This is a genomic window from Nonomuraea sp. NPDC005501 (assembly GCF_040605905.1).
Lineage (GTDB): Bacteria > Actinomycetota > Actinomycetes > Streptosporangiales > Streptosporangiaceae > Nonomuraea.
The window spans coordinates 66671-85984 of record NZ_JBEXDT010000005.1 but is presented as its reverse complement, the minus strand read 5'-3'; the positions used below and the strand labels follow the sequence as shown (position 1 = coordinate 85984).

22 protein-coding genes and 2 pseudogenes are annotated in these 19314 nt (G+C 69.9%); 15 read left to right on the top strand and 9 right to left on the bottom strand.

The window, feature by feature from the left end; translation table 11 throughout:
* From ABZS51_RS05315 to ABZS51_RS05305, 3 genes are read left to right on the top strand one after another with little or no spacing between them, the layout of a single operon-like run.
* On the top strand, positions 1–675 hold the full coding sequence (locus tag ABZS51_RS05315) for a response regulator transcription factor (protein ID WP_355436618.1): 675 nt from the start codon (positions 1–3) through the stop codon (positions 673–675).
* 7 nt (positions 676–682) lie between these two features.
* Positions 683–2155 (top strand): HAMP domain-containing sensor histidine kinase, encoded by a 1473-nt coding sequence (locus tag ABZS51_RS05310; protein WP_355436615.1) that lies wholly within the window; start codon positions 683–685, stop codon positions 2153–2155.
* Complete coding sequence (locus tag ABZS51_RS05305) at positions 2152–2637, top strand: hypothetical protein (protein WP_355436611.1); 486 nt, start codon at positions 2152–2154, stop codon at positions 2635–2637. Before ABZS51_RS05310 ends, ABZS51_RS05305 begins: the two co-directional genes overlap by 4 nt.
* A 9-nt stretch (positions 2638–2646) precedes the next feature.
* Here ABZS51_RS05305 and ABZS51_RS05300 read toward each other — a convergent pair whose 3' ends face one another.
* A complete protein-coding gene (locus ABZS51_RS05300) occupies positions 2647–4182 on the bottom strand; it encodes an MDR family MFS transporter (protein ID WP_355436609.1) in 1536 nt (511 codons plus the stop codon).
* Positions 4183–4188: 6 nt separating this feature from the next.
* On the bottom strand, positions 4189–4782 hold the full coding sequence (locus tag ABZS51_RS05295) for an NAD(P)H-dependent oxidoreductase (RefSeq protein WP_355436606.1): 594 nt from the start codon (positions 4780–4782) through the stop codon (positions 4189–4191).
* A gap of 121 nt (positions 4783–4903) precedes the next feature.
* Between ABZS51_RS05295 and ABZS51_RS05290 the strand changes: the two genes are divergently transcribed.
* Together ABZS51_RS05290 and ABZS51_RS05285 are read left to right on the top strand one after the other, a co-directional pair.
* Positions 4904–5629: a TetR/AcrR family transcriptional regulator C-terminal domain-containing protein gene (locus ABZS51_RS05290; protein WP_355436603.1), complete on the top strand. Its 726-nt coding sequence runs from the start codon at positions 4904–4906 to the stop codon at positions 5627–5629.
* A pseudogene (locus ABZS51_RS05285) lies at positions 5629–5754 on the top strand (ABC transporter ATP-binding protein); the annotation flags it as partial. The gene ABZS51_RS05290 and the pseudogene ABZS51_RS05285, both read left to right, overlap by 1 nt.
* Positions 5755–5769: 15 nt before the next feature.
* On the opposite strand, the gene ABZS51_RS05280 reads toward ABZS51_RS05285, so the two are convergent.
* Positions 5770–6762 (bottom strand): YafY family protein, encoded by a 993-nt coding sequence (locus ABZS51_RS05280; protein ID WP_355436600.1) that lies wholly within the window; start codon positions 6760–6762, stop codon positions 5770–5772.
* A gap of 81 nt (positions 6763–6843) precedes the next feature.
* Here ABZS51_RS05280 and ABZS51_RS05275 point away from each other — a divergent pair, with 81 nt between their 5' ends.
* Positions 6844–7551 (top strand): alpha/beta hydrolase, encoded by a 708-nt coding sequence (locus ABZS51_RS05275; RefSeq protein WP_355436597.1) that lies wholly within the window; start codon positions 6844–6846, stop codon positions 7549–7551.
* A 92-nt stretch (positions 7552–7643) separates the two neighbouring features.
* On the opposite strand, the gene ABZS51_RS05270 is transcribed toward ABZS51_RS05275, so the two are convergent.
* Complete coding sequence (locus tag ABZS51_RS05270; protein WP_355436594.1) at positions 7644–8291, bottom strand: nitroreductase family protein; 648 nt, start codon at positions 8289–8291, stop codon at positions 7644–7646.
* A 225-nt stretch (positions 8292–8516) separates the two neighbouring features.
* Here ABZS51_RS05270 and ABZS51_RS05265 point away from each other — a divergent pair, with 225 nt between their 5' ends.
* Together ABZS51_RS05265 and ABZS51_RS05260 are read left to right on the top strand one after the other, a co-directional pair.
* Positions 8517–8996 carry a MarR family winged helix-turn-helix transcriptional regulator gene (locus ABZS51_RS05265; RefSeq protein WP_355436591.1) on the top strand — a complete coding sequence of 160 codons (480 nt, stop codon included), beginning with the start codon at positions 8517–8519 and terminating at the stop codon, positions 8994–8996.
* Positions 8997–9184: 188 nt separating this feature from the next.
* The gene (locus ABZS51_RS05260) at positions 9185–9664 is read left to right on the top strand and encodes a hypothetical protein (RefSeq protein ID WP_355436588.1); all 480 of its coding nucleotides are present in this window, start codon (positions 9185–9187) and stop codon (positions 9662–9664) included.
* On the opposite strand, the gene ABZS51_RS05255 is transcribed toward ABZS51_RS05260, so the two are convergent.
* Positions 9618–9938, bottom strand: a complete 321-nt coding sequence (locus ABZS51_RS05255; RefSeq protein ID WP_355436585.1) for a hypothetical protein — start codon at positions 9936–9938, stop codon at positions 9618–9620. The two genes, ABZS51_RS05260 and ABZS51_RS05255, sit on opposite strands and share 47 nt — an antisense overlap.
* A gap of 81 nt (positions 9939–10019) precedes the next feature.
* Positions 10020–10970, bottom strand: a complete 951-nt coding sequence (locus ABZS51_RS05250; protein ID WP_355436583.1) for a YafY family protein — start codon at positions 10968–10970, stop codon at positions 10020–10022.
* 163 nt (positions 10971–11133) lie between these two features.
* Between ABZS51_RS05250 and ABZS51_RS05245 the strand changes: the two genes are divergently transcribed.
* Both ABZS51_RS05245 and ABZS51_RS05240 read left to right on the top strand, forming a co-directional pair.
* A complete protein-coding gene (locus ABZS51_RS05245; protein WP_355436580.1) occupies positions 11134–11583 on the top strand; it encodes a carboxymuconolactone decarboxylase family protein in 450 nt (149 codons plus the stop codon).
* A 127-nt stretch (positions 11584–11710) separates the two neighbouring features.
* Positions 11711–12358 carry a YdeI/OmpD-associated family protein gene (locus tag ABZS51_RS05240; protein WP_355436578.1) on the top strand — a complete coding sequence of 216 codons (648 nt, stop codon included), beginning with the start codon at positions 11711–11713 and terminating at the stop codon, positions 12356–12358.
* Between the two features lie 100 nt (positions 12359–12458).
* Here the strand turns inward: ABZS51_RS05240 and ABZS51_RS05235 are convergent, their stop codons facing one another.
* Positions 12459–12704 carry a Tn3 family transposase gene (locus ABZS51_RS05235; protein WP_355436812.1) on the bottom strand — a complete coding sequence of 82 codons (246 nt, stop codon included), beginning with the start codon at positions 12702–12704 and terminating at the stop codon, positions 12459–12461.
* 415 nt (positions 12705–13119) lie between these two features.
* On the opposite strand from ABZS51_RS05235, the gene rox reads away from it, so the two are divergent.
* Positions 13120–14544: a rifampin monooxygenase gene (rox, locus tag ABZS51_RS05230; RefSeq protein ID WP_355436809.1), complete on the top strand. Its 1425-nt coding sequence runs from the start codon at positions 13120–13122 to the stop codon at positions 14542–14544.
* A gap of 322 nt (positions 14545–14866) precedes the next feature.
* Here rox and ABZS51_RS05225 read toward each other — a convergent pair whose 3' ends face one another.
* Entirely contained in the window at positions 14867–15571 is a 705-nt protein-coding gene (locus tag ABZS51_RS05225; protein ID WP_355436576.1) for a helix-turn-helix domain-containing protein, read from the bottom strand.
* Between the two features lie 98 nt (positions 15572–15669).
* On the opposite strand from ABZS51_RS05225, the gene ABZS51_RS05220 reads away from it, so the two are divergent.
* The 4 genes and pseudogenes from ABZS51_RS05220 (at position 15670) to ABZS51_RS05205 (ending at position 18008) form a co-directional block, all read left to right on the top strand.
* A complete protein-coding gene (locus ABZS51_RS05220; RefSeq protein ID WP_355436573.1) occupies positions 15670–16608 on the top strand; it encodes an NADP-dependent oxidoreductase in 939 nt (312 codons plus the stop codon).
* A 35-nt stretch (positions 16609–16643) separates the two neighbouring features.
* A complete protein-coding gene (locus ABZS51_RS05215) occupies positions 16644–17324 on the top strand; it encodes an SDR family NAD(P)-dependent oxidoreductase (RefSeq protein WP_355436570.1) in 681 nt (226 codons plus the stop codon).
* A 194-nt stretch (positions 17325–17518) separates the two neighbouring features.
* Positions 17519–17761 (top strand): annotated as a pseudogene (locus tag ABZS51_RS05210) (DoxX family protein); the annotation flags it as partial.
* Between the two features lie 37 nt (positions 17762–17798).
* On the top strand, positions 17799–18008 hold the full coding sequence (locus tag ABZS51_RS05205; protein ID WP_355436567.1) for a hypothetical protein: 210 nt from the start codon (positions 17799–17801) through the stop codon (positions 18006–18008).
* Between the two features lie 24 nt (positions 18009–18032).
* Here ABZS51_RS05205 and ABZS51_RS05200 read toward each other — a convergent pair whose 3' ends face one another.
* Positions 18033–19238 (bottom strand): erythromycin esterase family protein, encoded by a 1206-nt coding sequence (locus tag ABZS51_RS05200; protein ID WP_355436565.1) that lies wholly within the window; start codon positions 19236–19238, stop codon positions 18033–18035.
* Positions 19239–19314 lie beyond the last annotated feature (76 nt).

Here is a 19314-nt window from a genome sequence, read left to right as displayed (position 1 = left end):
GTGTCGCGAGTGTTGTTGATCGAGGATGACCCGGCCGTGCGAGAGGGCCTTGAGCTGGCCCTGACCCGGCATGGGCACCGGGTGCGCGCGGTGGAGTCCGGCGAGCAGGGGCTGGACCGGCTGCGCACGGACCTTCCCGACGTCGTCGTGCTCGATCTGATGCTGCCCGGCATGGACGGGTTCGAGGTCTGCCGCCGCATCCGCGCCGCCGGCGAGTTACCGATCATCATGCTGACCGCGCGCGGCGACGACATGGACGTGGTGGCCGGGTTGGAGGCGGGCGCCGACGACTACGTGGTCAAGCCAGTACAGCCCAGAGTGCTCGAGGCACGCATTCGCGCGGTGCTCCGGCGGATCGGCCGGGACCAGGCGGAGCTGGAGCGGCACGGGGACCTGACGATCGATCGGGCCGGGCTGGTGATCTCCCACCGCGGCGTGCCGGTCAGCCTCGCCCCGACCGAGCTGCGCCTGCTGCTGGAGCTCTCCGGCACGCCGGGCCGGGTGCACAGCCGCCAGCAGCTGCTGGAGTCGGTGTGGGAGCACGGGTACTTCGGCGACTCGCGTCTCGTGGACGCCTGCGTGCAGCGGTTACGCGCGAAGATCGAGGACGACTCGGCCGCACCCGTCTACGTGCAGACGGTGCGTGGGTTCGGGTACCGGTTCGGGCCGGTGTGAGCAGCCGGTGGCACCTCGACCGCGCCCGGGGCTGCGTGCCCGGCTGTTGTCCGCCTTCGCCCTGCTGTGTGTGCTCACCGCGACGGCGGTGGCCGGCGGGATGTACGTCCAGGCCCGCATCGACATCCTGCAGCGGGCCCAGGACGCCGCGGTGGAGTCGATGAGAAGCCGCCTGCAGGCGGTCTTCCCGTTGCGGAGTCCGGCGCCGGGCCCGGACGAGCTCGACGCGATCGCCCGCGTGGTGACCGACCAGTACAGCTCCGCGGTCGCCATCTACCACGGGGCGCACTCGCCGGTCATGCCGGCGCCGGGGCGCTGGAGGCCGGGCGGGAACGTGCCGGTCCTGGAACCCGGGATGATTCCAGCGGAGCTGCGGCGGGCGGTGGCCGCCGGCGACATCGCGTGGCAACGCGTGGTGTGGCGGGGCGAGCCGCACCTGATCATCGGTACGCCGTTGCTGATCGTCGAGCGGGACCGGACGACGCGGATGTCCGGCATCGAGGTCTACACCGCGCGCAGCCTGCTTGCCGAACAGCTCAGCATCGACCGGCTCGCCACATCCGCCTGGCTCATCGGCGGGGCGGCCCTGGCGTTCGCGGTCGTCCTCGCCTTGCTGGCCACCCGTGGCGTGCTGCGCCCGGTGCGCGAGCTCGGCCGGGCGGCACGCCTGCTGGGCGAGGGCGAGCTGCGGACCAGGATCGCGGTCCGCGGCTCCGACGAGCTGGCCGATGTGGCGCACACGTTCAACAACACCGCCGCGGAGCTGGAACGGCACGTCGCGCAGCTGCGCGAGATGGAGGCCGACGCCCGCCGGTTCGTGGCCGACGTCTCCCACGAGCTGCGCACCCCGCTGGCCGCGCTGACCGCGGTCGCCGACGTCCTCGACGAGGAGGCGGCCCGGCTGCCCGAGCCCGCCGGCCGGGCCGCCAGACTGGTCAGCCAGGAGACGCTCAACCTCACCGCGCTGGTGAACGACCTCATCGAGATCAGCAGGTTCGACTCCGGCGTGGCGGCCCTCGCGCTGAACGATGTCGACGTGGCCGAGCTGGTACGCGCGACCCTGCGTGTCCGGGGCTGGTCGGAGCTGGTGGACACCGAGCTTCCACCCGCGGTGACGGCACGGCTGGACCCGCGGCGGGTGGACGTCATCCTCGCGAACCTGGTCGGCAACGCCCTGCGACACGGCGAGCCACCGGTGTCGGTACGGCTTTCCGCCGACCCGCACTGGATCGCCCTCGAGGTCCGCGACCACGGGCCGGGGCTGGACGGAGCGGTGCTGCCGCACGTGTTCGACCGGTTCTACAAGGCCAGCGCGGCCAGGGCCAGGTCCGAGGGCAGCGGCCTCGGCCTCGCCATCGCACGGGAGAACGCGCGCCTGCACCGAGGCGGCCTCACCGTCACCAACGCCCCGGACGGCGGCGCCCTCTTCACGCTGCGCCTGCCACGCCCGGCACCCGACCCGGACGGAGGCCCCGAATGAGGACCGGGCTCGCCCGCCGCATGCTCGCCGCGGGCCTCGTATCGCTCGTCGCCATGGCCGGCTGCGGGGTGCGACCCAGCGACGCCATCCGCGCCGGCGACCCGCCGAGCGGAGCCGTCGAGCCGACCATGACCACCACCCTCTACCTGGTCAAGAACGGCCGGCTCCGCGCGGTGACGCGGCCCACCGGCCGTCCGATGTTCCCGGCGGACACGCTCGCGCTGCTGGCGGCCGGACCCACCGCGGTGGAACAGGCGAACGGACTGACCACCGACGTCCCACCCGAAGCCGGCCCGTTCTCGGTGACCGCCAAGTCCGCCAGCCATCTGGTGGTCACGCTGTCCACCGCGGCCGGCGAACTGTCCACACTGGCCGTCGAGCAGATCGTCTGCACGGCCGCCGCCAGGGTGCCGGAAACCCCCGCCCAGGTCACCGTCGTCGGCGCCGGGCAGCGCGTCGGCCCCCGGAGCTGCCCGGGATGACTCTCCTGCTCAAGCCCCCGTCACGGCGGCGTGGGCGTCGGGTTCGGGGGCGTCCGATGATGGGGTGTGGTCGCGGAGCGGGACCTCGCGGATGAGCCAGGACGCCGCGAAAGCGATCAGCGCGAGAACGGCCGCGCCGATGAGGATGCCGTGCAAGCCGCTGGTGACGGCCTCTCGCACGGCGTCGGCTGTCCGAGCGGGCAGGCTGGGCAGCAGTTCCGGCGTGAGTTCACCGCCTGTGGCCAGCCGGTCGGCCGCCGCCGGACCGAGCTGCGTACTGAGGTCGGCCCACATGCGGCCCGCGAACACACTGCCCAGCAATGCGATGCCGAGGGAACCGCCGATGGTGCGCAGCAGGGTGACCGTCCCGCTGGCGGCGCCCATGTCCCGGGGATCGGCACTGTTCATGGTGACCAGCGTCGTACTCTGCATCACCAGGCCCATCCCGGTGCCGATGACCAGGCTGAGCGCGGAGGCCGCCGCCGCCGGGGTGGCGACGTCGAGCAGCAGCAGGACCAGAGCGCCCGCGATCATCAGTGCGCCGCCGAGGATGGGATGGACGCGGTAACGGCCGTTGGCGCTGATGAGACGGCCGGTGACCAGTTGCGCGCCGAGCATGCCGAACATCAGGGGCAGCAGCAGCATGCCGCTGGCCGCCGGCGAGAATCCCTGGACGAACTGCATGTACTGCGGCAGGTAGTTGGTCACGCTGAGCATGATCGCGCCGACAAGGAAACTGAGGACCTGGACGAGCGTGAAGTTGCGGTCGTGGAACAGGCGCGGCGGGATGATCGGTTCGGCGGCGCGCCGTTCGACGGCCACGAACCCGGCCAGGGCGAGAACGGCGACGGCGGTCAGGGCCAAAGCCTGGGGTGAGGACCAGGAGTAGGTGGTCCCGCCCCAGCTCGCCAGCAGAGTCAGGGCCACGATGGCGGTGGTGAGCAGGGCCGCTCCGCCGTAGTCGATGCGGACTTTGACGCGTTCGACGGGTGGCAGGTGGATGCGGGTGGTGATGATCAGGAGGGCGACGGCGCCGAGCGGCAGGTTGACGTAGAAGGTCCAGCGCCAGCTCAGGTAGTCGGTGAGCAGGCCGCCGACGAGCGGGCCACCGATGTAGGCGATCGGCATGATGACGCCGATCATCGACTGCAGGCGGCCGCTGTGGCGTGGTGGTACGAGCACGCCGATGATGGCCAGCGCGCCGACCATCAGCCCGCCCGCGCCCAGGCCCTGGACGGCGCGGAAGGCGACGAGCTGGCTCATGTCCTGCGACACGCCTGACAGCACGGAGCCGGCCATGAAGAGCGCGATCGCGGTGATGAAGCTGGCCTTGCGGCCGTACAGGTCGCCGAGTTTGCCCCAGATCGGGGTGGTGGCCGCGCCGGCGAGCATGTACGCGGTCACCACCCACGGCAGGTGGTTCAGGCCGCCGAGGTCGCCCACGATCGTGGGGAGCGCGGTGCCGACGATCAGGCCGTCCAGCATGGCCAGGAACATGCCGAGCAGCAGGCCGAACACCGCGAGATACGGCAAACGGTCGTTCATCGCGGTTCAGGCGGCGTAGGGGCGGACGGCCTTGGCCTCGCGCAGGGCGTGCGCCCACCAGGCAAGCTGGTCGAGCATGACCTTGACCGCGGCGCCGGCGGCGGGGTCGACGGCCTTGCCGTCCCCGTCGAACTGCTCCCAGGCGCGCTGGAAGCCGACGCTGTCGCGGATGGTGACCGCGTGCAGTTCGGCCAGCACCAGGCGCAGCTGCTCGACCGCGCGCAATCCGGCGGAGAAGGCGCCGTAGGACACGAAGGCGACCGGCTTGGCGTGCCATTCCGTGGTGTGCCAGTCGATGGCGTTCTTCAGGGCCGCCGGGAAGCTGTGGTTGTACTCCGGGGTGACGATGACGAAGGCGTCGGCCGCAGCCAGCCGCGGTGATACGGCTGCGAGCAGGTCCTTGGCCTCCTGCGAGGCCGGGGGCTGTCCGAGCACGGGGAAGACGGTGGGCAGCGGGGTTTCGACGAGATCGACGAGATCGGCGGTCATGTCGTCGCGCTGCGCGATGTGGTCGAGGGTCCAGCTTGCCACTCGGGTGCCGAAACGGCCGTCGCGGGTGCTGCCGAGGATGACTGCGATCTTCAGGCGGTCGTCGTTCATGAGTGGTCTTCCTTCTCGTGTGTACGGCGTATCGGAATGAGATACAACGTACACAACAGAGTGTACGTTGTCTACTTCTGATACGTTGTATCTGGGACGAGCCGGAGGGAAGCCGCACGCCATGCCAACCGAGAACGACAAACCGCGCGTATCACTCTGGGAACGCCTGGAACGCCCCACCCCTCCTCAGCGTCAGACGCTCTCCCCGCAGCGCATCGCCACGACCGCGGTCGCGATCGCCGACGCGGAAGGCCTGGAAGCCATCACCATGCGCCGTCTGGCCACCGAACTGGGCGTCGCCCCCATGGCGCCCTATCGCTACGTCTCGGGCAAGGACGACCTCCTGGAGCTGATGGTCGACCACGTCTACGCCGACCTCCACCTCCCGATCGACCGCGAGTGGCGCGAGACCATGCGCGCCCTGGCCCTGCGGACCCGCGAGCTGATGCTCCGGCACCTGTGGCTGGCTCAGCTGTCCCCGCAGGCGAGGCTCTCGCTCACACCCAACAGGATGACCGTCGCCGAGCGGGCCCTGTCGGCTCTGGACGGCCTGGGCCTGGACGCCGACGCGATGATGAGCATCTTCCGCGCGGTGGACGCCTACGTCCACGGCGCCATGAACTACGAGAGCGCGGTGCGCAACCTCATCGACGAGCACGGCTGGTCCGACGGCGACGACCTGCGTTCGGAACTGGCCCCTGAGATGATGTGGCACATGCGGACCGGCCGCTATCCCACCTTCCGGCGCTACCTGCACACCGCCACCCGCAAGGACGACGCGCAGTGGCAGTTCGAAACCGGCCTCACCTACGTCCTCGACGGCATCGCCGCCACCCTGGCCATCTGACGCCTGGGGCAGGCAGGACCACGGCCGTGGACATTCTGTCCACGCTGCTCAGGGCTGACGCGGGCACGGCCAGGGTCAACGGCTTCGACGTCGCCACGCAACCGGCGAACGTGCGGGAGTCGATCAGCTTCCGGGCCCCCCTACCGCTCCGGCGGGCCGGTCGCGGGGAGTGTTCGTTCCCCTGTCTGTTCCAGTGTCTGTTCCAGCAGGCTCTCGGCCAGGCGCCGGACGGCCGTGCGCAGTTCCTGCGGCGACAAGATCGTGAACGGGAAGCCGAGCCCGGCGAGCATGGCGGCCATGCCGTCCAGGGACTCGGCACGCGTCCGCAGGAGGACTCCGTCCGGGGTTTCGGTGAGTGTGGCCACCGACGGCGGGATGCGGCGGGACGCCTCTGCGAGGGGAACGTGCAGAGTGACCTCGACAGTGTGCGCATACGGCACCTGGGCCAGCGACGCGGTGACCTGCCGCACCGGGTCGGACTCCTCGGGGATCTCATAGGAGGCCGTCCCCGGGACGACGGAGGAGATCCGGTCGACGCGGAAGGTCCGGATCTCGCCGGAGCGGTGGTCGTGGCCGGTCACGTACCAGCGGCCGGAGTGGAAGACCAGGCCGTGGCCGTCCAGTTCGCGTTCGGTCTGGGCGCCTTTCCAGGAGCGGTGGCGCAGCGTGACCCGGCGGCGGTCGCGGATCGCGGCGGCCAGGGTCAGCACGGCCCGGCTCGCGGGCGTCGGCGCCGCGCGCTCGGCGAGGGTGAAGTCCAAGGTCTCCTCCAGCGCGCCGACCTGTTCTCGCAGCGTGGCCGGCAACACTCGCCGGATCTTGGCCAGGGCGGCTTCGGTGGCCTGGGCGGCAACGCCCAGGCGACGTCCGGCGAGCAGACCGAGAACCACGGCGGTCGCCTCGTCGTCGGTGAGCATCAGCGGTGGCAGCTTGTAGCCGGGCATCAGCCGGTAGCCGCCGTAGCGCCCGCGCTCGGCGGCGACCGGGATGCCCAGTTCGGCGAGCCGGGCGGCGTAGCGCCGGACGGTCCGCTCGTCCACACCGAGCCGCTGCGCCAGGTCGCGCCCGCCCATCCCGTGGTGCGCCTGGAGCAGTTCGAGCATCGCCAGCATCCGGGTCGCCGGATATGACACAGGTCACCCACTTAATCCGGGCGGATTCTGTCCGCTATCGGCTTTAGCGTAGCGACATCGGCTCACTGGAAGGACGATGAGATGGCGAACTACGTGCTGGTTCCCGGCTTCTGGCTCGGCGCCTGGGCTTGGGACCAGGTGGCGCAGCAGCTGCGCGCCGCCGGACACCAGGTGCGGGCGGTCACCCTGACGGGGCTGGGGGAGAGGGCTGGGGAGCTGTCGCCGGAGGTCGGCGTGGAGACCCATGTCCTCGACATCCTCGCGGCGATGGAGGGATGGGAGGAGGTCGTCCTGGTCGGGCACAGCGGGGCGAGCGTCCCGGTGACCGCGGTCGCCGACCGGCATCCCGAGCGGCTCAGCCGGGTGGTCTACGTCGACACCGCGCCGCTGCCGTCGGGTGTGGCGGTGATCGACTTCAATGACGAGGACACGCAGAAGGCCTGGCGCGCTCAGGTCGGGGACGGATATGCGCTCGATGTGCCCAGCTTCGAGCAGGAGGAGAGGATGTTCGCAGGACTGACCGAGGAGCTTTGGGCGCAGATCCGTGCGAAGGCGACGCCGCAGCCGTGGGGCGCGGTCACCCAGTCGATTCAGCGGCCGCAGCAGATCCCGGCGACGCCGAAGACCATGATCGCCTCGACGATGCCGCTGGCGGTGATCCGCGAGCTGATCGCTTCGGGGAACCCGGCGTTCGCCCCGCTCGGCACACCCGAATGGACCTTCGTCGAGCTGCCGACCGGCCACTGGCCGATGATCTCGCGACCGGCGGATCTCGCCGCGTTGCTCTGACGACCCGGCGCAACGATCCGTCCGGGTGTTCAGCTCCGGCATGTCAGAACCAGGCCGCACCGGCGTCGTCAGGGCGGCCTGGCAAGGCCCGCTCACCACCGGTCCCAGTGCAGGACCTCCTCGCGCGGGATACGGGGGGCGGGCTTGAAGTCGGTGCCGATGGTGAAGGCCAGCGGGATGAAGGCCGCCAGCATGACTTCCTCGTACGGAACGCCGAGCACCCGTGCCAGCTCGCGTTCGAGCGGCCCCTGCGCCGTGGTCCACACCGTGCCCAGGCCCCGTGCCCGGGCGGCCAGCATGAAGCTCCACACCGCGGGCAGGATCGACCCCCACGCACCGGCCTGCACGGCCACTGGGGCGCGGTCGGTGCGTCCCTCCACGCCCGGGATGACGAACGCGGGCACCCGGTGGATGTTGGCGGCCAGGTGGCGCAGGCCGTCGAAGACCCGCTCGGTGGAGCCGGAGTGGTAGTTCATGCGCCACACATCTCGTTCGGTCAGCGGCTGGCCGCCGGCCACGGTCAGGGCGCGCAGGAAGATGTCGGCCACGGCCCGGCGCTGAGCGGGCTCGGTGACGACGAGGAAGTGCCAGCGCTGCCGGTTGCGCCCGGTTGGCGCCTGCACGGCCAGGTCCACGCACTCCTCGATCAGCTCGCGGGGCACCGGGCGGGTGAAGTCGAGGCGCTTGCGTACGGCGCGGGTGGTGCTCAGCAGCTCGTCCGGGGTGAGATCCAGTGTCACGATGTGTCTCCTTCAGGCGGTGGGGGTGGGCACCGGTGCGAGGCGGAGGTGACCAGGGCCGCCCGATGGCGGCCATCGGTCCGGGCCATGATCACATTCCATCTGCATGCAAACCATTGGTGGACAGACGGTTCGGACCGTATGCCTGCAAATCATCTGCTGTCAAACAGTCTCTTCGGAGATGGATGCGCGGTAGGCTGACGGCTGAACGCACGAGGGAGAGTGATGGCGGCAACGACCAGAACGACGGACCGTGGGACGGCGTACTTTCCCCGGCTCGCCGCCGAGCGGCTCGACATCGCGCTGTGCCGGGCGTCGGCCGCCGTGGCCCGCGCCGCCGACGTGCATGCCACCGAGGAAGGGCTCGGTGTCGGGCAGCACCTCGTGCTCCAGATGCTCGACGCCGTCGGTCCCTGCTCCCAGCAGACGCTCAGCGAGGAGCTCCGGATCGACCGCAGCGTGATGGTCGGCATCTGCGACGACCTGGAACAGGCGGGTCACGTCCGCAGGGAACGCAACCCCCGCGACCGGCGCTCCTACGCCGTCACCATCACCGACTCGGGCCGCCGGCGGCTCGCCGAGGCCCAAGCCTCGATCCCGGCCTTCCTCGAGGACACCTTCCAGGCCCTCACCCCCGAGGAGCGCGGCCAGTTGAGCGCGATCCTCGCCAAGCTGCTGCAGGCCGGCACCGTCGGCCCTCGCTGACGGCGGCTGCCGACCACTGGTGAGCAACCGCGAGCGTCTCTGGCGGCGCCGTTCCTGACGATCGACGACATCGCCTGGCCCGACCGTCTCCGGCCCGTTCAACATGCGCTCAACACATCCTCAACACGCCCGGCCATACCTTCGCGTTCGAACAGAGAACCTGACTCGATCCCGAAAGGCAGGCACCGATGCGTCCCACGAGAACCGCCCTCGCCCTCGCCGCCACCGCCTCCAGCCTGGCGCTGCTGACGGCCGCGCCCGCCGTCGCCGCCCCGGCCGCGCGCACACAGGTCACGGCCCCGGCGACCACGGCTCAGGCGAGCGCGGCCCTGGCCAGCACGGCCCTGGCGAGCTGGCACACCCAACGGCACGAGGCGTTGGGCCCGTACAAGGGGTACTTCGACACCTCGGCGTGGACTCGGCCCTCGGGCGTACGCGTCATGCAGGTCAAGGCCCGCTGCTGGGGCAACGACGCGCGCATCAAGGTCGACCTCTGGTTCCTGCGCCGCTGGGGCGGCGGCGAGAAGATCGCCAAGTCCGGCACGTGGACCTGCAACGGCAAGTACGGCATCGTCCGCATCAGCAACGCCGGCCACTCGAAGTACTGGGCGACCTTCAACATCAGCAAGAAGCACACGGTCGAGTACTGGGTGCAGTACTACAAGTGACCTTCAGCCGTGGCCCGTGAGCTCCGCCGGCGCGCGAGAGCTCACGGGCCTCGTCGAAGGCGGCACTGGGGCGGCGTCGATCGGCGATGGTGTAGTCGCCGGTGGCGTGCATCCGCACCAGCTCGGCTTGCTGCCTGGCGGTGAGCTTGGGCTGTTTGCCCTTGCGCCGGCCGCGGGAGCGGGCGATGGCCATGCCCTCGCGGGTGCGCATCTTCAGCAGGTCGGCTCCGAACTCTGCGAACACGGCCGGCAGGTTGAAGAACATCTGCGACATGGGGTCGGCAGTCGCACTTCATGGTGGCCGGCAACACCCGTCACCGCAGGTAGCCGTGTCAGCTGTCGGCGGGTCTTTGTGTCACTGGTTGTCCTTGAGGAGTTGTTGTGTGCGGGTGAGGAATGCCTGACGGACCTCTTCTGGGTGCAGTATCTGGAGTGGCCGGCCGAGGCTGAGCAGGTAGCGGGCCAGGCCGTCGGCGTCTGGCCCGCCGATGTCGATGATCGTGGCGTCATCGCCGTCCGGGTGGTGGACGCCGACCGTCAGTGGTACCAGCCTGCGGGCCTCATCGGCAGGTACGGCCAGGCGGATGGTCACCCGCACCGGGTAGGGCCTCAGCGCGATGCCCGTGCTGACCATCTGCGCTGGATCTGGCGGGTCGGGCAGGGCAGTGGCCTCCCCGGTGGCTGTGGCATCGATGACGCGATCGGTACGGAAGGTGCGCCAGTCCTGCCGCGTCAGGTCGTAGGCGAGGAGATACCAGCGGCGGCCGGTGTAGATGAGCCGGTAGGGGTCCACTCGGCGGGTGGACGTCGTTCCGGCCGGTTCGCGGTAGGTCAACCGGGTGCGTTCGCCTCGCCGGCACGCGGTGGCCAGGTCGAGCAGCAGCGCGGGGGAGATCTGGCTGTCGTCGGGCCGTGCGGTGTGGGTGAACGCGGCGTCCAGCTCGCCGAGCCGGTCGGCGATCCTGGCCGGCAGCACCTGGCGTAGTTTCAGCAGCGCCGACAGGGCTGCCTGGTCGCTGCCGGAGACCCCGCTGAAGGCGGCGGTGCGCAGCCCGACAGCGACCGCGAGGGCCTCCTCCTCGTCAAGGATCAGTGGCGGAATGCTGGTTCCGGGCCCGAGGTGGTAGCCGCCCCATGGGCCCATCTCCGACTCGATGCCGTAGCCGAGTTCACGTAGCCGGGCGATGTCCCGGCGAACCGTCCGTTCGGTGATCTCCAACTGGGCGGAAAGATCAGCGCACGTCCAAGACTGCCGCGTTGACAGCAAAGACAGCAGCCGCAGCAGCCGCGCCGAGGTGTTGACCATGGCTGACAGTCTGCTCGATAACCAGGACCGTTTCTGACCGGGTCATACCGTAACGTCGCCGGCATGACCGAGAACTCCTCGGCCGAAAAGACGATGACCTCCGCCAAGGTGCGTCAGATGGCGGGCCCGGATGGGCGCACGTAACCGACGAGGGGCGGGACCCATGGAAGCACGCATGAAGAGCGTGGCGAATCCCGACGTGATCACAGCGATCCAGCATCTCCACAAGGCGATTCACGCCGGTGGAGTCGACCCGCTCGTGCTCGAGCTGGTCCATCTGCGGGCCAGCCAGATCAACGGCTGCAGCCCGTGTGTGTTCGCCGGCGTCCAGTCGGCGAAGAAGCTTGGAGAGACCGAGGAGCGGCTGCACAACGTGGTCAGCTGGCGCGAGACCCCGTTCTTCACCGAGGAGGAGCGGGCAGCGCTCGCGCTGACCGAGGCCGCCACCCGGATCCAGGACGGCGCGCCGGGTGTGACCGACGAGATCTGGGACGGTGCTGCCACCTACTTCGACGAGAACCAGATGTCCGCGATCATTCTGAACATTGCGATCACCAACTTCTTCAACCGGATCAACCACACGATCCGGGAGCAGGCCGGCAAGACCTGGTGAAGGCGGGTGGGCGTCATCCGTCCAGAGGCCGCGGTGGCGACGTGGCGAAGGACGTGATCGGCCCGCTCCACCGCTGACCGATCCAGCGCCACTTCCGCCAGGCCCCGTCCTGGGCTCCCACCTTCGGGTGACCGCCGACAACCATCCCTTTGATGATCATCAGGGGCACATGACGATGAGCAACGAACTATCGGAACTGACCGTTACCGATGCCCTGGCCTGGCGGGAGTGGCTCAGCAGGCACCACGACAGCTCGGCAGGGGTGTGGCTGGTCCTCGCCAAGCAGAACACGACCCGGCCCACGAGCTTGACCTATGACCAGGCGCTCGACGAAGCCCTGTGCCACGGCTGGATCGATGGTCGGCTACGACGGCGGGATGAGATCACCTTCTGTCGGCGCTTCACCCCTCGTGGAAGGCAGAGTCCCTGGTCAGCGCGTAACGTTGGCATCGTCACCCGTCTGATCAGCGAGGGCCGGATGCATCCGGCCGGAATGACCGAGGTCGAGCGCGCCAAGGCCGACGGCCGTTGGGACGCGGCCTACGCGGGACAGGCCGGCATCGAGGTACCAGCCGACCTGGCCGCCGCATTGGCCGCGGAACCCCAGGCACAAGCGATGTTCGACATCCTCACCTCCCAAAACCGCTACGCCGTTCTCTATCGGATCTCGAGCGCCAAACGCGCCGAGACCCGAGCCCGCCGTATCACCCAGTTCGTTGACATGCTCGCCCGCGGCGAGGCGATCCACCCACAAAAGCGCGCCCTCGGCAGTTGAGTGCGGGCCCACTCCTCTCCCCGCCTCGCTCCTCCAAGCCCACGCACATGGCGGCTCGGCGTTCGGCCAGACTCCGGACCTACCAGCCCCCAGGAACCCGTCATGGGCGCAGGCTCGGCTCAACAGCGGGGCGCGGGGGGCGCACTCGCTGTGGGTGGGGGGAGATGTGGGCCGGCAGCTCATCAGGCACATCCCGGCCGCCGGCGCGCAGGTTTCTGACGGCGGGCTGGTCGTACTCGGTCGTCCACGTGATGACCGCGTCGGTCGGCACCGTGGAGCACCACGCTTGTTCGGTCTGGTCGGCAAGGTGCGGCGTGGTGATGGTGCCCTGCTGGGCGTGGCGCAGGTCCCGGCGCAGGCAAACGGTACGAACCGTCGGTGGTGATCAGAACGCCCGACACTGACTCCGCATCACTGCAGGTGAGCGATATCCGTTCGGAGTCGTGAGCGTGGCTGGAAAAGGGTTGGACGGGGTGATGCTCGGGCTTGTAGCTTCCAGTTGACCGTGACACCGCCCGAGGAGGTGAGACCCATGAACGCTGTAGCGATGTGGGTGCTCCCCCTCCTGTCACGGCCGGGCGATTGACGTAGGTGTCGCCGGGAGCGCCTCGCCAACAAGGCACTCCCGAAGGGCATCACCTATGCACTCTCCGCAGTTCACCGCCGAGCCGTCGTCGAACGATTCGGTCGAGCGCGACTTCACCGTGGGCGGCGTCCCCGGAGTTCTCCGGTCGCCGGCCTCCGGCGCCGATCGCACACCCATGTTCGACGTGATCATCGCCGGGTGCGGGCCGACCGGCGCGATGCTGGCCGCCGAACTGCGGCTGCACGATGTGCGGGTACTCGTTCTGGAGAGGGAAACCGAGCCCAAGTCGTTCGTCCGCATAGTCGGCCTGCATATTCGCAGCCTTGAGCTGATGGCCATGCGCGGACTGCTGGATCGCATGCTCGAACACGGAAGACAGCGGCCGGCCGGCGGTTTCTTCGCCGCCATCGCCAAACCCGCGCCCAAGGGCCTGGATTCCGCGCACGCCTATCTGCTGGGCATCCCGCAGCCGGTCATCGAGCGCCTGCTCGAAGAGCATGCGATCGCACTGGGCGCGCAGGTCCGGCGCGGCTGCGCGGTCGCCGGTTTCGAGCAGGACGACGAAGGTGTGACCGTCGAGCTGGCCGACGGTGAGCAGCTGCGTTCGCGCTACCTCGTCGGCTGTGACGGCGGGCGCAGTACAGTGCGCAAACTGCTCGGCGTCGGCTTCCCCGGCGAGCCCTCACGGACCGAGACGCTGATGGGCGAGATGGAAGTCGGCGTACCGCAGGAGGAGATCGCCGCCAAGGTGAGCGCGATCCGCGAGACCCATCAGCCGTTCTGGCTCCGGCCCTTCGGCGAAAGGGTCTACAGCGTCGTGGTCCCCGCCGCGGGAGTCAACGACCGCGCGGAACCGCCCACCCTCGAGGATTTCCAACAACAGTTGCGCGCCATCGCCGGAACCGACTTCGGTGTGCACTCCCCGCGCTGGTTGTCCCGCTTCGGGGACGCCACCCGGCTGGCCGAACGTTATCGGGTCGGGCGGGTGCTGCTGGCCGGCGATGCGGCACACATCCATCCACCCACCGGCGGACAGGGCCTCAACCTGGGCGTGCAGGACGCGGTCAACCTCGGCTGGAAACTGGCCGCACAGGTCCGCGGCTGGGCGCCGGAAACACTGCTGGACACCTACCAGACCGAACGCCATCCGGTCGCCCAGGACGTGCTGGACAACACCCGCGCCCAGATGGAACTGCTGTCCACCGAACCGGGCCCGCGGGCCGTGCGCAGGCTGCTCACCGAGCTGATGGACTTCGACGAGGTGAACCGCCATCTGATCGAGAAGATCACCGCGATCGGCATCCGCTACGACTTCGGCGAAGGCCCCGACCTGCTCGGCCGCCGCCTGCGCGACATCGACGTGAAACAGGGCCACCTCTACGGTCTGCTGCATCGCGGCCGCGGCCTGCTGCTGGACCGCACCGAACGCCTGACAGTAGGCGGCTGGTCAGACCGGGTCGATCAGCTCGCGGATCCCACTGCGCCCCTGGATGTTCCGTGCGTCCTGCTACGCCCCGACGGCCACGTCGCCTGGATCGGCGACGATCAGCAGGACCTGGACGACCACCTCTCCCGCTGGTTCGGCAAGCCCGCCGACTGATTGAGCGTGAGCAACCGAAGGGCCCGCGAGGAGGGTCGGAACGACCAGTAGCGACTGACCATCGGAGGGCTGGAGACAGCATCGGGCTGGATCGGCGCAGACGGCCGTGCGTTCGTCCAACGGTCCGTTCGACGAACGCACGCCGAGCGGGCGTCGGCGATGCCGCCGTGTCGGGTTCGGGCGGCGGTGGCGGGTATGGTTCCATCCCTCGGTGGCAAGCGTCTACCGGGTCCTGGCCGACGACCGTGAAGGTGCGGCAGCGACCTGAGCACAGCCCAGCGGTCGTCGCCGGGTCAGGCTTGCACATGCCGCGGCCGCATGCTCACTTCGTGTCTCCATCAGGACCGGAGGGTGGGCGGGTGAGGCGGACCATGGCGCGGTACAGCGCGGTGGGTGCGGGGGCCGGCTCCAAGGGCGGCAGGTGGGCGCCGGGGGTGGCGTAGGCGCGCAGCATCTGGCCGACCAGGCGGCGCCAGGTGTCGGGGGCGGCGTCCTGGCTGGCGGCGATGACGCCGGCGTTGGCCATCAGCAGTATGACCATGTCCTGGTCGGTGAAGTCCTCGCGCAGGTGGCCGGTGGCTTTGGCTCGCGCGATGAGGTCGAGGAAGCCGTGGTAGGCCTCGGCGCGGCGCTCCTCCAGTGCTTTGGCGGCGGGGAAGGTCATGGCCAGCACCTCGGCGAAGCCGCGGTCGGCGGCCTGCATGGCGCACACGGCCTGGACGTAGCCGGTGAAGCCGTGCCAGGGGTCGGGGTCGGCCAGAGCGACGGCGACGGCGGCGGCGTAGGCGTCCATGCGGTCGGCGAAGACGGCGTTGATGAGCTCTTCGCGGGTGGCGAAGCGGCGCGACAGGGTGGCCTTGCCGACGCCTGCCTCGCGGGCGATGCAGGCCATGGAGACGCCGAGCCCGTGACTGGCGTACAGGCGGCGGGCGGCGGCCAGGATGCGTTCGCGGTTGCGTTCGGCGTCGGCACGCAGTCCCGGTCCGGGCTGCTCGCCCGAAGGCGCGGGGTCTGCGGAAAGATCCATGCCTCCTACTCTACCCAAGTGGAACAACCTACCCACTTCTGTTGTTACGCTGGGCAGCATAAACCGGGTAGCCCGTTCCACTTCGAAAGGTGCAGCTCATGCGCGCTGTAACGCTGAACTCCGTCCCCGAGACGCCGGCCGTGGCCGAGATCCCCACACCCGCCCCCGAAGCGGGGGAGGTGCTGGTGAAGGTGGCCGTCTCCTCGGTCAACGGCTTCGACCTGTCCGTCGCCGCCGGTCACGTGCAGCAGATGATGGAGCACCGCTTCCCGCTGGTGGTGGGTAAGGACTTCGCCGGCACCGTCGAGGCGCTCGGCGAGGGCGTCGCGAACTTCACGGTCGGGCAGGCGGTCTTCGGCGTGGTGATGACGCCGTTCCTGGGCCCCGGCGCGATGGCCGAGTACCTCGCCGTGTCCGCGGGCTACGGCATCGCCCCTATTCCCGACGGGCTGGCCGTTGCGGAGGCGGGCGCGCTGGGCCTGGCCGGCACCGCGGCGCTGGACAGCCTCAATGCCGTAGCCCTGGCCGAGGGTGAGACGGTGCTGATCTCCGGGGCGACGGGGGGTGTGGGTGCGCTGGCCGTGCAGCTGGCCGCCGCCCGCGGTGCCCGTGTGATCGCCACCGCCCGCTCGGGCGCGGAGGCCGACTTCGTCACCGGTCTCACCGACGCCAAGGTGGACCTCGTGGACTTCAGCGCCGACCTGCCTGCCCAGGTCCGCGCGCTCGCCCCGGAAGGTGTGGACGCGGTACTGCACCTGGCGGGCGACGGCGTCGAGCTGGCGGGACTGCTGCGGTCCGGTGGCCGCCTGGCCTCCACTCGGGGTCTGACCCCGGATGCCGTCGCGAGTTTCGACGTCACCGTCCACACGATCATGGCCGACCCGAACCCGCAGACCCTGACCGCCCTGGCCACCCAGGCCGCCTCGGGCGCGCTGCGCGTCCCGGTCACTGCCACCTACCCGCTGGAGCAGGCTCCGGAGGCGTTCGCCGCCTTCGGCGCCGGAACGCTCGGCAAGCTCGCCGTCACCTGCTCCTGAAGCCTGCTCCTCCCTCCCACGGAAGAGGTCTGATCGTGCCCACCATCGCCATCGTTGGCGCCGGCCCCGGTATGGGCCTGGCCATCGCCCGCACCTTCGGCAGCCGCGGCTTCGACGTCGCCCTGATCGCCCGTACCAAGGACAAGCTCCAGATCCTGGTCGACCAGCTCGGAAAGGACGGCATCACCGCCGAGGCGTTCACCGCCGATGTCCTCGACCGGCCCTCCCTCACCGCCGCCCTGCAGGTCGCCAAGGACCGCTTCGGCAGCATCGACGTGCTGGAGTACTCCCCATCCTCGGCCATCCCCGGACCGGATTTCATCCTGGCCGATCCCTCGGAGGCGACACCGGAGAACCTGCAGCCGTATCTGGAGTACACCCTTTTCGGTGCGGTGGCCGCCGCACGCACAGTGCTGCCCGCGATGCGTGAGGCCGGCGCGGGCACGCTGCTGTTCACCACCGGCGGCGGCTCGGTGGATCCCCTCCCGATGCTCGCCACCGTCAACGCCCCGGCCGCGGCCCTGCGCAACTGGGTGCTCAACCTGCACAAGGAGCTGGACGGCAGCGGCGTGCAGGCCGCGCACGTGGCGATCAACGTCTGGATCGGCGAGGGCGGCCCTGAGGGCATCCCCACGGCCACGCCCGAGCAGATCGCCCCCGTGTACTGGGAGCTGCACGAGCGCCGCGACCAGTCCGAGATCGTCTTCACCGGCTGACCAGCCGCCACCTCCACGCCGGAGGCCCTCGCCCCGGCCACCCCCCAACCGCGAAGGAACCCGTGGTGAACATCGTCCTGTGGATCGTGCAGGCCGTGCTGGCCGCCATGTTCGGCATCGCCGGAGTGACCAAGTCCACGCAGCCCAAGGCCAAGCTTGAGCCCAAACTGCCCTGAGCCGAGGACTTCACCGCCGGCACCGTCCGCCTCATCGGCATCGCCGAACTCGCCGGCGCGCTCGGGCTGATCCTGCCCGCGGCCACCGGCATCGCCCCGATCCTGACCCCGCTGGCCGCGACCGGTCTGGCCGTGGTGATGGTCCTGGCCGCGCTCACCCACGTCCGTCGTAAGGAAAGCGCCGCGATCGCCTTCAACGCGGTCCTGTTCCTGCTGGCCGCGTTCGCCGCCTGGGGCCGCTTCGGCCCGTACTCCCTGTAGAGCCCACCACTCGCGAACTCCGGCCCTCGGTGATCAAGTGTCGCTGGCAGGCTCCGCATTCGGCCTGGACCCGGTCCAGGGCCAGATGGAAGACAGCGGCGTGAGCATGGGCGAGGTCGTCCGGGAGCCCTTCGAATCCGCCCTCGACCGCCGGCAGGTCAGCCATCCCGCGCTCGCCGACATCGGCTTCCGTCTGTTTCCCTGGACTGCGGAGTTCGAACCGGTGCACGCGGGACTGGAGCGCTGAGTGACACCCTGGCCAGAGGGTGGCTCAGATTTCCCTGACGAAGACGATGGCGTCGCTCTGGTCGGCGGTGGCCGGGTCGAGGGGGAAGTACGTGTGGTCGGCCGGGACGCGGGGGGCCGGCTTCCGGTCGAGGACCGCGGCCAGGCGGACGGGATTGATGACGGCGCGAGCGTCAGGGAGGGACGACAGCAGCCCTTCGAGGGTGTCGGGCTGGGGGACGTCGGAGCCGCGGGTGCCGAAGGTGATGGCTGCGAAGGCGTACTGCTCGCCGAGGCGGGTGCCGACGATTGCCCCGGCGCTCCACCACTCCAGCGTCCGGCCCGCCAGCGGGCCCCAGCCTTCCGGCAACAGCCAGCGGCTCCTGTCTTTTTGCAGGTGGCGGGTGTGAGCGAAGGCGAGGGTGGGGCCGCGACGGGCCTCGCGGCCCACGATGGCGTCGAGGTTGTCGGCCATCATCGCATCGCGCAGGCACATCAGCGTGCCGACGCGAGTGCCCGCGGTGTCGGCCATGCCTGCGTGGTAGCGCAGGAGCCCCGCAGCGGTGCGGGCGTACAAGTCAGCGCGCCACCAGCCGTCCGGGGAGATGATGGCCGTCAGATCGGGGAGGTGCGCGGTGAGCAGCGCGCGCAGATCGTCGGCGATCAGGCGTAGTTCCTTGGCCTCAGGGGTGCGGCCGACGGACCGGGTGGGATCCGTGGTGGCGGCAGGGTTGGTCCAGCGCTCGTCGGGGCCGAGCAGTTCGTCGAGGGTCTCGCGACTCCAGGGCAGGTCGAGGTGGGCGGTGAGGCAGTCGTACAGCGCGGTCAATGCTGGGCGGGGACTGGCAGCGCCGGTCATCTCCAGAGGGCCGTCGAAGCCGTAGAAGCGGAGCTGCTCGTGCGGCGGACGCTGCTCGTTGTAGGCGCGCATCCAGCGCACGAGCTCGCGGTTGGCGGGTGAGGTGCCGAGGCCATGGCTGAAGCCGCGGCTCATCGCGTCGTCGAGGGTCCCGATGCCGTCGGTGACGTACGCGTCGGTGGCCAGGGCCGCCAGGCAGTCGCTCTCGATGGCGATGGAGCGGTAGCCCTCTTGTTCGACGAGGTGGCGGAAGAGTTCGTTGCGTAGTTCGAGGAAGGCTTCAACGCCGTGGGTGGGCTCGCCGAGGCCAAGAACGCGGGTGGCGGAGGGCACGAGCGAGGTGAGAGCACCGCCGGTGAAAGGACGCGCGGCGTCCCGGATCGAGGCTGTCATTCCTTCAACTGTATCGTTGAACCTCTTGTGTAAGCTTCGGCGATATTTTCGGCTGTTGACAAGGGCATACCTTCAA

What these genes read in the sequence shown, in the direction of transcription:
- ABZS51_RS05305 (WP_355436611.1), top strand. Translation starts at nt 2,152, where the DNA reads ATGAGGACCGGGCTCGCCCGCCGCATGCTCGCCGCGGGCCTCGTATCG.
- ABZS51_RS05300 (WP_355436609.1), bottom strand. Translation starts at nt 4,182, where the DNA reads ATGAACGACCGTTTGCCGTATCTCGCGGTGTTCGGCCTGCTGCTCGGC.
- ABZS51_RS05295 (WP_355436606.1), bottom strand. Translation starts at nt 4,782, where the DNA reads ATGAACGACGACCGCCTGAAGATCGCAGTCATCCTCGGCAGCACCCGC.
- ABZS51_RS05290 (WP_355436603.1), top strand. Translation starts at nt 4,904, where the DNA reads ATGCCAACCGAGAACGACAAACCGCGCGTATCACTCTGGGAACGCCTG.
- ABZS51_RS05275 (WP_355436597.1), top strand. Translation starts at nt 6,844, where the DNA reads ATGGCGAACTACGTGCTGGTTCCCGGCTTCTGGCTCGGCGCCTGGGCT.
- ABZS51_RS05265 (WP_355436591.1), top strand. Translation starts at nt 8,517, where the DNA reads ATGGCGGCAACGACCAGAACGACGGACCGTGGGACGGCGTACTTTCCC.
- ABZS51_RS05260 (WP_355436588.1), top strand. Translation starts at nt 9,185, where the DNA reads ATGCGTCCCACGAGAACCGCCCTCGCCCTCGCCGCCACCGCCTCCAGC.
- ABZS51_RS05255 (WP_355436585.1), bottom strand. Translation starts at nt 9,938, where the DNA reads ATGTCGCAGATGTTCTTCAACCTGCCGGCCGTGTTCGCAGAGTTCGGA.
- ABZS51_RS05250 (WP_355436583.1), bottom strand. Translation starts at nt 10,970, where the DNA reads ATGGTCAACACCTCGGCGCGGCTGCTGCGGCTGCTGTCTTTGCTGTCA.
- ABZS51_RS05245 (WP_355436580.1), top strand. Translation starts at nt 11,134, where the DNA reads ATGGAAGCACGCATGAAGAGCGTGGCGAATCCCGACGTGATCACAGCG.
- rox (WP_355436809.1), top strand. Translation starts at nt 13,120, where the DNA reads ATGTTCGACGTGATCATCGCCGGGTGCGGGCCGACCGGCGCGATGCTG.
- ABZS51_RS05225 (WP_355436576.1), bottom strand. Translation starts at nt 15,571, where the DNA reads ATGGATCTTTCCGCAGACCCCGCGCCTTCGGGCGAGCAGCCCGGACCG.
- ABZS51_RS05220 (WP_355436573.1), top strand. Translation starts at nt 15,670, where the DNA reads ATGCGCGCTGTAACGCTGAACTCCGTCCCCGAGACGCCGGCCGTGGCC.
- ABZS51_RS05200 (WP_355436565.1), bottom strand. Translation starts at nt 19,238, where the DNA reads ATGACAGCCTCGATCCGGGACGCCGCGCGTCCTTTCACCGGCGGTGCT.